This is a genomic window from Phocaeicola faecicola (assembly GCF_013618865.1).
In the GTDB taxonomy this organism is placed as follows: Bacteria; Bacteroidota; Bacteroidia; order Bacteroidales; family Bacteroidaceae; genus Phocaeicola; species Phocaeicola faecicola.
Map to the genome: position 1 here is coordinate 16,982 of NZ_JABSOE010000062.1, position 11,114 is coordinate 28,095.

8 protein-coding genes are annotated in these 11,114 nt (G+C 40.7%); 6 read left to right on the forward strand and 2 right to left on the reverse strand.

The annotated features are described in order from the left end of the window. Positions 1-49 precede the first annotated feature (49 nt). The 6 genes from H3001_RS15060 (at position 50) to H3001_RS15085 (ending at position 9,406) form a co-directional block, all read left to right on the forward strand. Positions 50-1,393 carry an MATE family efflux transporter gene (locus H3001_RS15060; protein ID WP_032528638.1) on the forward strand — a complete coding sequence of 448 codons (1,344 nt, stop codon included), beginning with the start codon at positions 50-52 and terminating at the stop codon, positions 1,391-1,393. Continuing rightward, a complete protein-coding gene (gene gshAB, locus H3001_RS15065) occupies positions 1,390-3,684 on the forward strand; it encodes a bifunctional glutamate--cysteine ligase GshA/glutathione synthetase GshB (protein ID WP_032528639.1) in 2,295 nt (764 codons plus the stop codon). The genes H3001_RS15060 and gshAB overlap by 4 nt, the downstream gene beginning before the upstream one ends. A 91-nt stretch (positions 3,685-3,775) precedes the next feature. Beyond that, positions 3,776-4,660 (forward strand): serine O-acetyltransferase, encoded by an 885-nt coding sequence (locus H3001_RS15070; RefSeq protein ID WP_181215365.1) that lies wholly within the window; start codon positions 3,776-3,778, stop codon positions 4,658-4,660. A 10-nt stretch (positions 4,661-4,670) separates the two neighbouring features. Continuing rightward, the gene (cysK, locus tag H3001_RS15075) at positions 4,671-5,615 is read left to right on the forward strand and encodes a cysteine synthase A (RefSeq protein ID WP_181215366.1); all 945 of its coding nucleotides are present in this window, start codon (positions 4,671-4,673) and stop codon (positions 5,613-5,615) included. Between the two features lie 205 nt (positions 5,616-5,820). After that, positions 5,821-8,142: a hybrid sensor histidine kinase/response regulator gene (locus tag H3001_RS15080; protein WP_181215367.1), complete on the forward strand. Its 2,322-nt coding sequence runs from the start codon at positions 5,821-5,823 to the stop codon at positions 8,140-8,142. Next, positions 8,123-9,406: a sigma-54-dependent transcriptional regulator gene (locus H3001_RS15085; RefSeq protein ID WP_022053301.1), complete on the forward strand. Its 1,284-nt coding sequence runs from the start codon at positions 8,123-8,125 to the stop codon at positions 9,404-9,406. The genes H3001_RS15080 and H3001_RS15085 overlap by 20 nt, the downstream gene beginning before the upstream one ends. 3 nt (positions 9,407-9,409) lie before the next feature. On the opposite strand, the gene H3001_RS15090 is transcribed toward H3001_RS15085, so the two are convergent. After that, positions 9,410-9,823 (reverse strand): hypothetical protein, encoded by a 414-nt coding sequence (locus tag H3001_RS15090; protein WP_022053300.1) that lies wholly within the window; start codon positions 9,821-9,823, stop codon positions 9,410-9,412. Between the two features lie 293 nt (positions 9,824-10,116). Next, positions 10,117-11,114: TraM recognition domain-containing protein (locus tag H3001_RS15095; RefSeq protein ID WP_246368643.1), on the reverse strand; the 998-nt coding region annotated here is incomplete at its 5' end.

The following is an 11,114-nucleotide window of genomic DNA, read 5'->3' on the forward strand; positions in this document are numbered from 1 at the left end:
TTTTTTATTGGCATAAGGTATCGTATTTTTACGATATAAAATTGGAAATATGGAACAGACATCGGCAAAAAGAGAAAAAAGAAAATCACTACTGAGAATAGCAATCCCTATCATACTATCATCCTGCCTTCAGATTTCATACGATATTACGGATATGTTCTGGGTCGGGAAATTGGGAAGCGGAGAAGTGGCGGCTGTCGGAACGGCCGGATTTTATATCAAATTGGGTTGGTCTTTGATAAGCGTGATAACCATCGGTACTATGGTATCGGTATCACACAGTATAGGGGCTGAAAAGAAGGACAGGATACAGCACTTCATATCGTGCGGAATACGCAGTACATTCGTGTTGGGGATATTCTATGCCCTGTTCGTCTTTATGCTGGCGGAGCCTCTTATATCACTTTTCAATATCGAAAGACCGGAAGTAAACACGATGGCTCAGAACTATCTGAGGATAAGCAGTATCACAGTTCTTATCATGTTTATGAACCTTTTGTTTACCGCCATTATAGACGCACACGGAAAGACACAATTCTCGTTCAGGGCGGTACTTTACGGGAATATCGTCAATATCATTCTTGACCCTCTGTTTATATTTTATTTCGGACTGGGAGTGGAAGGTGCGGCATGGGCTACGGCACTTTCACAGGGGTGTGCCATGATGTATGCGGTGTATCTTCTCAGACACAGGCTTGAACTCACCTTGAGTATAAAAGCAGTACCCCACAAGTTTCTCAGGAAAATACTTGGAATAGGTACAGCACCTGCCATGCAGCGTATTCTGTTCTCGCTTATCGGCATAGCCATCGGGCGTATCGTAAGTATATGGGGAACAGATGCAATAGCCGCACAGAAGCTGGGGCTTCAGATAGAGTCGCTCTCGTTTCTTCTTATGAACGGTCTGATGCAGGCAACCTCCATACTTATAGGGCAATATTATGGGGAAAGGAATACGGATATGATAAGGAAATGCTATCGTACAAGTATCAGGCTTGGATATTGTATCTCCATTCCTGCCACATTCATATTTTTAGCTTTCCCGGAAACCATACTGTCATTTTTCGTGAATGAGGCTGCCACCATAGAAATAGGTAGTGCCTATCTGCGTATAGTCGGCTTCTCACAGCTGTTTGCCACACTTGAAATACTTACTTCGGGAGCTTATACCGGACAGGGGCTTACCAAATATCCGGCAACCGTGAGCATCGTGTTCACCACAATGAGGATACCTCTTGCCCTTCTGCTTGGCAAAAGTCTGGGAATGGGAATAGAGGGTGTCTGGTGGAGCATATCGCTTACCAGCGTGATAAAGGGCATTGTACTTTATCTATTATATAGAAAAAGGGAAAAGGAACTTGAAAAATCAAACATACAATATAGCAGTATATGAATACACAGGATTTTTGCTTTATACTTAAACAGAACAGCCATCTGCTTAGAGAGGGGTGTTTCGGACTTGAAAAGGAAAATGTCAGGGTCAATCAGGACGGTACGCTTGCCCTGACTCCACACCCGGCAGTATTTGGCGACAAGGGGAAGCACCCTTATATAACCACCGACTTTTCAGAGAGTCAGGTGGAAATGATAACTCCGCCGCTGCCAAGTGTAGGAGAGGCTTTGGGATTTATGGAAACGCTGCACGATGTGGTGACGGAGAATATCGGCGATGAGCTTCTCTGGCCTCAGAGCCTTCCTCCTGTATTGAAGGAGAATCAGGAGATACCCATTGCACATTATTCGGGAGAGTTCAAGGACAAGGAGTATTACCGTCAGAAACTTGCCGGAACCTACGGAAAGGAAAGGCAGCTTATTTCGGGAATACACTTCAATTTCTCTTTCTCGGAAAAACTGATGGACGTTCTGCTGAAAAGCGGTGTGTGCGGCAGCTCTATGGAGGAGGTCAGGGAAACAGTATATTTCCGTGTGGTGAGGAACTTTCTCAAATACCGCTGGCTTTTTATCTGGCTGTACGGTGAATCTCCGCTTGCGGAAGAAACCCTGAATGTGATTTCGCTTAAAACGGGAGAAAAGCAGCCCATGAAGTGTGGGGTAAGCCTCAGTCTGAGGACAAGTCCGTTGGGGTATCGTAACCGTGAGGAATTCTTCATCGATTATTCCTCACTTGAAGCCTATAATATGTCTATTGACAAACTGATAAGGGAAAACCGTATTGACGGACCTCACGAGCTTTATCTTCCGGTTCGTATCAAGTTTCTGGAAAAGGATAATGGTTCTCCTTCCTACATTGAGGTACGAATTGTGGATCTTGACCCGTTTACAAAATCGGGGGTATGCGCAAGTGCCATTTATTTTTCTCACCTTCTGCTTGTCTATTCTCTGCTGAAGGAGGAGAACGGAAGTCTTACGGAGGAAGAACTGCAAAGGGCTACCTGTAATCAGGATATGGCTTCATGCTATGGAAGAGACGAAAAGAAGGAGTTGAAATGCTGCTCGACCACTGTACAGCAGAAAGCTACTTCTATTTTAGAAGATATGGAGAGGATTCTTTCAGAATATGGGGTGCTTGACAATGAAACCTACCGTCAGGAGATGCAGCACAATCTGTATCTTGTACAGAATCCTGAGAAGCGTATAGGCATGGTGCTGTATGAGAACATAAACAGGGTGGGGTTTGTACCGTTCCATCTGGAGAAGGCAAGACAGTATAGGGAAGCCACCATAAGCGGAGGTTACAGATTTCATGGACTGGAGGATATGGAAATGTCCACACAGCTTCTGCTGAAGGCTGCAATACTTAAAGGGGTAGGTTTTGAAATACTTGACCGTAAGGAAAACTTCATACGTCTGTTTGACGGTAAAAAGGAGGAATATGTGATGCAGGCAACCAAGACCTCTTTGGACTCATACGTGTCTGTATTGATGATGGAAAATAAGGTGGTAACGAAGAAGGTGCTGGAACGTGCCGGAATAAGCGTGCCGGGCGGTTATGAATACACGTCACCGGAGGCAGGTATGGCAGACTACCGTATGTATGCAGGGAAACCTGTGGTAATCAAGCCTAAGTCCACCAATTTCGGATTGGGTATAACCATACTGAAGCATAACTATGATGAAACGGACTTCAAGGCAGCCTTGCAGATAGCCTTTGAGCATGACAACACGGTGCTTATAGAGAAGTTCATACCGGGAAGGGAGTTCAGGATATTCATCATCAATGATGAAGTGGTAGGTATCCTTCACCGTGTTCCGGCAAACGTGACGGGTGACGGTGTTCTGAATATCGGACAACTGATAGACAGGAAGAATGAAGATCCGCTCAGAGGTAAAGGATATCGCACCCCTTTGGAGAAAATTAGAAAGGGGCGTGAGGAGGAAATGTTTCTGAAGCAGCAGGGAATGGATTTCAACACTGTACCCAAAGAGGGGGAAGTGGTCTATCTTCGTGAGAACTCCAATATCAGTACGGGAGGAGACAGCATAGATTTTACAGACGATATAGACGACTCGTACAAGGCTATTGCTGTGGAAGCTGCCAAAGCTCTGAACGTGAAGATTACCGGGCTGGATATGATGATACAGGATATTCATGCTCCTGCCACACCGGATAACTATGCGATCATTGAAATGAACTTCAATCCTGCCATACATATACACTGTTATCCGTTCAAGGGCAAGAACAGACACCTGAACCATAAGATGATCAGGGCTTTGGGATTTTAAAGACAGTGCAGACAATAAAAAGGATATAACCTATCCTTTTTATTATAGGTTAAACCAACGTATATTTACGATTTAAAATATATATAATCACATGGAACATATTACATACATCGGAGAAGTTGTTGAAAAGTTGGCGGATCATTCGTCATTCCCTGAACTTTTCATCAAATATGAAGAAGGAGACCCGATACCTTCAGGTAAGGCCATACATGAGATAATAGAACTTTGCCGTGCAGTCCTGTTTCCGGGATATTATGGAAATCATACGGTAAACAGCCAGACACTCACTTTTCATCTTGGGGTGACACTGGAGAAGCTGAGCAATATCCTGACGCAGCAGATACAGGCGGGTATGCTTTTCGGAAATGAGAATATGAAGGAAAGGATAAAGGGAACTCCCTGCTGCCAGACGGCAAGAAAGTATGCCGAGAGGTTCATACGGAGCCTTCCCGAAATGAGAAGGGTGCTGGCAACGGACATTCGTGCAGCCTTTGACGGAGATCCGGCAGCGACCTGTATCGGGGAGATAATATCCTGCTATCCTGCCATCAGAGCCATTTCAAACCACAGGATTGCCCACGAACTATATAAAATGGAGATACCGCTCATACCGAGAATTATCAGTGAGCTTGCCCATTTTGAGACAGGGATAGATATTCATCCGGGGGCTGAGATAGGAGAATATTTCAATATAGATCATGGAACCGGTATCGTGATAGGGCAGACTTGTATCATCGGGAATCACGTCACACTGTATCAGGGTGTCACACTCGGTGCAAAAAGTTTCCCGACTGACGAAAACGGAAATCCGATAAAGGGAATACCACGCCACCCCATATTGGAGGATAATGTGACGGTATATTCAAATGCTACCATATTGGGGCGTATAACAATCGGCAGGGGGGCTGTTATCGGGGGTAATCTCTGGGTAACAGAAGATGTGGAACCATACGGAAAAAGAGTACAGAAAAAATAATCTGATAAATATGAGCAATATAAAGGACAATTTGCTGCAGCTTATAGGTAAGACTCCATTGGTGCGGCTTTCTAATATATATAAAGATGAATACGGAACGGAAATCATAGCCAAAGTGGAATATTTCAATCCGGGAGGCAGTGTAAAGGACAGGGCAGCCTATGCTATGATTGAAGCAGCGGAAACTTCCGGAAAATTAAAAAAAGATGGTACAATCATTGAACCTACAAGCGGGAATACCGGAATCGGTATGGCTTGGATTGCAGCCCTAAAAGGATATAAAGTCATTCTTACCATGCCGGAAACTATGAGTATAGAAAGAAGGAAACTTCTCAAAGCATTCGGCAGTGAGTTGGTTTTGACACCGGGAAGTGAAGGTATGAAAGGTGCGATAGCAAAAGCAGAAGAATTAAATTCTCAAATAAAAGGATCTGTCATATTACAGCAATTCAAAAATCCCGCCAACCCTGATATTCACTATATGACAACAGCAAATGAGATTATTGAAGATGCAGGAAAGTTTGATGTCTTTATCTCTTGTGTCGGAACAGGAGGAAGTATTACCGGTATTGGTAAAAGATTAAAAGAGAAGAGTCCTGAAATAGAAATAATAGCAGTAGAGCCAAGAGGTTCACCTGTTTTGTCTGGAGGAGTAGCTGGTCCGCATAAGATACAAGGCATTGGTGCAGGATTTATACCTGAAATTATAGAGACGAGTTATATTGATAAAATAATTCAGATAAATGATAATGATGCTTTTAAAATGATGCGAGATTTGGCAAGGAAAGAAGGACTTCTTGTTGGTATTTCTTCAGGAGCAGCTGTTTCAGCCGCTGTTAAACTTGCCTCAAACGATTCTTATAAAGGGAAAAGGATAATTGTACTATTACCTGATACTGGAGAGAGATACCTTTCTATGGATATTGCAAGTATTCATGACTTGGAAGATTACTGATTTATCTACTACAAAAAGTATTTTATAGATTTTAACGCCTTACAAATGCCTCTGAGAGGGGGTAAATTTGAAAGAATGTACTTTTTAAAGGAGACTCATCTATAATAATATTTTATGAGATACGGTTTGCTGATACTCATAAATGTAGGAAAACGAATAATTTGTGCTGATTTACGATACAGAAAATTAAACACATATTATAAATATGAAAATCAATGATTCAAAATTATATGGAAGAGTTATATTTGGATACATTATTGTTTTTTTTATTATAGCATGTATATCTTTAATTTTTATATATCAGAAGATTAAGCTAGAGGACATAAATAATAAGCAATATCAAATAAATTTAGTTCATAACAAAATATTTGTTTTACCTTTATATGTCAATAAATTATCATCTTTAAGCGAGTCTGTATTTACATGGAATTATAGAGACTATTTAGAATATCAAAGGAATCGTTTGTTTACAGATAGTATTTTACAAGATATAAAAATACATTGTAATGGTTTTATCCAGATTGAGCAAGTTGATTCTTTATGTAATATGTTAGAGCAAAAAGAATATTCTCTTTTGCATATCATGAGAACTATTAAGTCCAAAGAGAAGTCAGACAGTTTATTTTTTGAATCCCAAATTCCTAAAAAGAGTTTAAAAACACGAACAGTAACGAGAAAGAAGAAAGGTTTAGCTGGATTTTTTGGAAAAACCGAAACAGTTCAAGAACCATATTATGTGATAGAATATTCAGAATTAAAGAAAAAAACAAATATAGATCATAAAAATTATCTGATTCAGATAGAGATGGAATCAGATAGTTTAATCATGAAAAATAAATTGATAAATAATCAATTAAGCGAGCTTTTATGTGTTTTAGATGATGATATTCAAAAGAATTTTATTGAATATAATAAAGAAATTATAAATGCTCAAAAAACGGCTTTTCGCTTATTCTCTATAATTATAATCATAGCTATTATTTTATTATTGCTCTCCTTTTTTATTATACGTTCGGATTTTAATAAAGAAGAAACGATTAAACGAAAATTAAAACAGGCTATTAAAGAGAATGTAGATTTACTTGAAATGCGCAAGCAAATTATTTTAACTATTTCTCATGATGTACGAGGCCCACTTGGTAATATACATAACTGTGCCGATTTGGTTTCGGAAACGCGAGAAAAGAAAAAGCGCGAAATCTATTTAGATGACATCCGTCATTCTTGCCAACACGTCCTACATTTAGTTAACGACCTGATGGATGCTTACCGGATTAATGACGTCGGTAGCTTACGTAATGATGCACCTTTTCATCTAAATCGTTTTTTGCTGCGCATTTCAGATGAATTCTCCCGTAAATCGGTTTCAAAAGGTCTGATTCTATATTCGGAACATAATGGTTCAAATGTAACTGTAAAAGGAGACGCGGACAAACTTGAACAAGTACTAGACAATCTGCTTACAAACGCCATCAAGTTTACATCCAAAGGAAATGTCTGTTTCCATACTGAATATTTAGAAGGGAAACTGTTGATTGAAATAAGGGATACAGGTATTGGAATGGATGAAGAGACGCTTAAAAAAATATTTTCTCCCTTTGAACGTGCTGCGCAGAATGTTAATTCAGAAGGTTTTGGTTTAGGTCTTTTTCTGACTAAGGGACTAGTTAAAGTCCTTGATGGAACAATAAATGTAGAAAGTAAGCTTGGTAAGGGGAGTGTGTTCAAACTTGAATTTCTTTTACCAGAAACGGATGAGCTTGTGGACGAATGTAATTCTTATAGTGAGTCTATAACCATTTTGCCGAAAAATGTACTTGTTGTGGATGATGATCCTATATTGCTAAAAATAGTGGAAGACATGCTTGGGCGTAATGGTATAACTTGTACGACCTGTATGAATGTACGGGATGTAGTAACAGCTATTAGACAATCAGATTATGATATGATACTTACTGATGTACAAATGCCGGATATCGATGGGTTCGCTCTATTAAAACTACTTAGAAATTCAGACATAGGAAATTCAAGAACCATTCCTGTTGCAGTCATGACTGCCCGTGGTGGCGGAAATTCCGGAATCTATGAAAAAGAAGGATTTGCGGGTTGCATTCATAAGCCGTTCAACATCCATGTATTACTTACTTTTTTATCAACCATTATGTCTCAAATAAAAGTTTCTCAAACTGGAGATTTTGACTTTTCCTGCTTGTTGGATAGTACAGATGATCATGAACATATGATGTCTCTTGTTATCATGGAATCAAGAAAAGAAATTGAGGAACTTAAAACAGCCATAAAGACAACCAATCGTGAATCCATGAGAAAAACAATACATCGAATGATGCCTGTATGGGAAATGCTTGAAAAGGAACAGTTGTTGCGTGATTTTCAAGAAAAGTTACACGATATGGATATTAGTGATGATGTTATTTGTGAAAATGCTATCCAGATTATAGAGTGGATTGAAAAATTAATTAATGAAACAGAAAATGAACTGAAAAGATATGAAAATTCTGATAGTTGAAGACAATATGATACTTTGCGGAATGATTGAAAAATGGCTGCAGAAGGCCGGTTACGAAGTATTGACAGCTATAGATGAACCCGGTGCACGTAGTATTCTGAAGAAAAACGAAATCAATCTTGTATTGGGAGACGTACGTCTGCCGGAAGGTGATGGTATTAGTCTTCTGGAATGGATGATACGTTCTAAGATGGAAGTTCCATTTATTGTCATGACAGATTATGCCTGTATCACGGATGCAGTCCGTGCTATCAAACTCGGTGCTAAGGATTATTTGCAAAAGCCTGTTCATCAAGAGCTACTGATAGAATTAGTACATAGTATGCTTAAGCAGCCAGTTATTGTACGTAAAGAGCGTTCTTTTGTTGAACGTACCAGTGAAGCTGCCAGAAAAGCCGCTTCACTGGCTCGTCGTGTGGCATCTTCTGAACTTTCAGTTCTGATACTCGGTCCGAGCGGAAGCGGTAAGGAAGTGATAGCCCAGATGATCCACCGTTATAGTGACAGACGTGATAAACCTTTCGTTGCTGTCAATTGTGGAAGCATACCTAACGATTTACAGGCTTCTGAATTTTTTGGTGCGGTCAAGGGCGCCTTTACCGGAGCAGTTGCTGATAGGAAGGGATATTTTGAAACGGCCAATGGAGGAACCTTATTTCTGGATGAAGTCGGTAATATGCCGTATTCCATGCAGATTCTTCTCCTTCGGGTTCTTCAGGAAAAGGAGTTTAATCCTGTTGGAAGTGATAAAGTCAAGCATATTGACGTGCGTATCGTATCTGCCACCAATGAGGATATGGAAAAGGCTGTGCAGGAAGGTCGTTTTCGTGAGGATTTGTATTATCGCCTTGCAGAACTCGAAATTGTTCAACCGCCATTAAAAGATTGCAAAGATGATATTCTTCCGCTTGCCGAATTTTTCAGGAAAGAACATTCCAGCAGAATACGTGTCAAGAATGAGGGATTTACCGAAGAAGCGAAATCATGTATGTTGGGGTATGACTGGCCGGGTAATGTACGGGAATTGAACGCAAAAATCAAACGTGCAGTAATTGTTGCAGATAATGCATTATTGAATGTCTGTGATTTGGGATTGGAAAATGTAGATTGTAATGACAATCCGGATATTCGTATCATTCAGGAAAAGGAAAGGATACGAAATCTGCTTGGTAAAAATCATGGTAATGTCAGCAAGACAGCAGCGGAACTCGGTTGTAGTCGTACAGCCCTGTACAAGAAAATGAAGAAACTTAATCTGAAGTAATCTTTATTCTTTAAGGCGGTATACCAATCTGCATATATTGTTTCGGAATGTTTTGGACTCACGCAAAGTCCATTGTCCGAATTGAATCTTTCCGGTTATGTTTTTCCCATTTTTGTATGATATTGGAAGCAGGTAAATGACCAGTTCATCTGCGAGTCGGAAGAGAAATACTCCACCAGCATATTCGGCACTTTTTTCGTCCTGTACTTTCATAAAAAAGGTACAGTTATTGTCTCGTCTCTCTTTTGCATCCATCAAATCAAGCATACCATAATGCGGAAACATGTTGAATGTAGCCCGCTCTTCCCAATAAGGGAATCCGTTCCGGTCTGTCCTGAGCCATTCCATCAGTTCCTCATTTTTGTCCGGCAGGAAACCGTCCAATGTGACGGGCATAATAATCTGAACTTTTGCCATACCTCTGCTATTAAAAATAAAAGCATGAAACCCATGCTGTTTTTAAACTGAGGCTCTGGCAAGCCCAAAACGAAAAACATGCATGGGCTCACGCTATAGGGTATAGCATAAGCCTCACGCAATAGTCTTCGTTTTTGAAATTTTGCCAGATTTCAGTTTAAGACACTTGCGACTTATGTATATAATCGACGGAAAACATCCCGTTATCCGCCGTTATGTTCTATTTCAAGTTCAAAGATAAGGAATGTTCCCTGAAAATCAAATTGATTCAGGATTTATTTGTCATTCTGTATCTATTCAGCTTTTCTTTTCTCCTCTTCTACACTTTCTATTCCCAGCCGTTCACATAGTTCCGGGTCGTTCTTTATACGTTCCATTTCATCGTTGATGATAGCCTGGGCATCCGCCTTTATCTGGTCATAATTACGCTGTATCTGCTGGAGCATGATGTCATTCCCTTCACTGTCCTTGAACGTGTTGATAACCGGGATTTTTTTATAAGCCTTTTCTTCCGCACTTACTTTGGCATGGTCCACGATAATTTCCGCATGGAAAATCTTTTGGTCGATTTTCTCACCGAAATTGTCCGACACGGAACCGACAAACGTCCCCTGTGAGAGGTTGGAAATCTTGGAAGCAGGAATCAGGGAGTCCAGCTGGGTGTTGATCGATGTGGAGACATCCTGACGGTTGATGGATATGGACTGACGTTTCTGCAAAATCTTTCCGAAACGTTCGGAAAGTGTCTTGGCCGTTTCACCTACCACCTGACCGCTGAATATGTTGCCGACTGTATTTTGAATTACCTTGCTTTCCTTTTCACCGTAGTCACGGTTAAGCTGGCTGAAGTCCTGAAATCCCAGACAGACTGCCACTTTGTTGGAACGTGCCGTTGCAATCAGGTTGTCCAGTCCTCGGAAATAGATGGTTGGAAGCTCATCTATGATTACCGTGCTTTTAAGCTGCCCTTTCTTGTTTATCAGCTTGACGATTCTGGAATTATACAGTCCGAGCGCAGCGGAATAGATGTTCTGTCGGTCCGGATTATTGCCTACACAAAGGATTTTAGGCTCCTTCGGATTATTAATGTCCAGAGAAAAATCATTACCTGTCATGACCCAGTACAACTGTGGAGAAATCATTCTGGTAAGCGGAATTTTCGCTGAAGCTATCTGGCCATAGGCTAAGCACCCAGCGCCTTGCCATTTGTTACAATGGTAGGTTTCCAAGCACTCGCCTCCGAACCGTGCATACAGGTCTCCCCGTACACGGCTCTCCACCTTATCATTCA

Excerpts from the sequence above, each read along its gene's own strand:
- H3001_RS15060 (WP_032528638.1), top strand. The coding sequence starts at position 50 with ATGGAACAGACATCGGCAAAAAGAGAAAAAAGAAAATCACTACTGAGA.
- gshAB (WP_032528639.1), top strand. The coding sequence starts at position 1,390 with ATGAATACACAGGATTTTTGCTTTATACTTAAACAGAACAGCCATCTG.
- H3001_RS15070 (WP_181215365.1), top strand. The coding sequence starts at position 3,776 with ATGGAACATATTACATACATCGGAGAAGTTGTTGAAAAGTTGGCGGAT.
- cysK (WP_181215366.1), top strand. The coding sequence starts at position 4,671 with ATGAGCAATATAAAGGACAATTTGCTGCAGCTTATAGGTAAGACTCCA.
- H3001_RS15080 (WP_181215367.1), top strand. The coding sequence starts at position 5,821 with ATGAAAATCAATGATTCAAAATTATATGGAAGAGTTATATTTGGATAC.
- H3001_RS15085 (WP_022053301.1), top strand. The coding sequence starts at position 8,123 with ATGAAAATTCTGATAGTTGAAGACAATATGATACTTTGCGGAATGATT.
- H3001_RS15090 (WP_022053300.1), bottom strand. The coding sequence starts at position 9,823 with ATGGCAAAAGTTCAGATTATTATGCCCGTCACATTGGACGGTTTCCTG.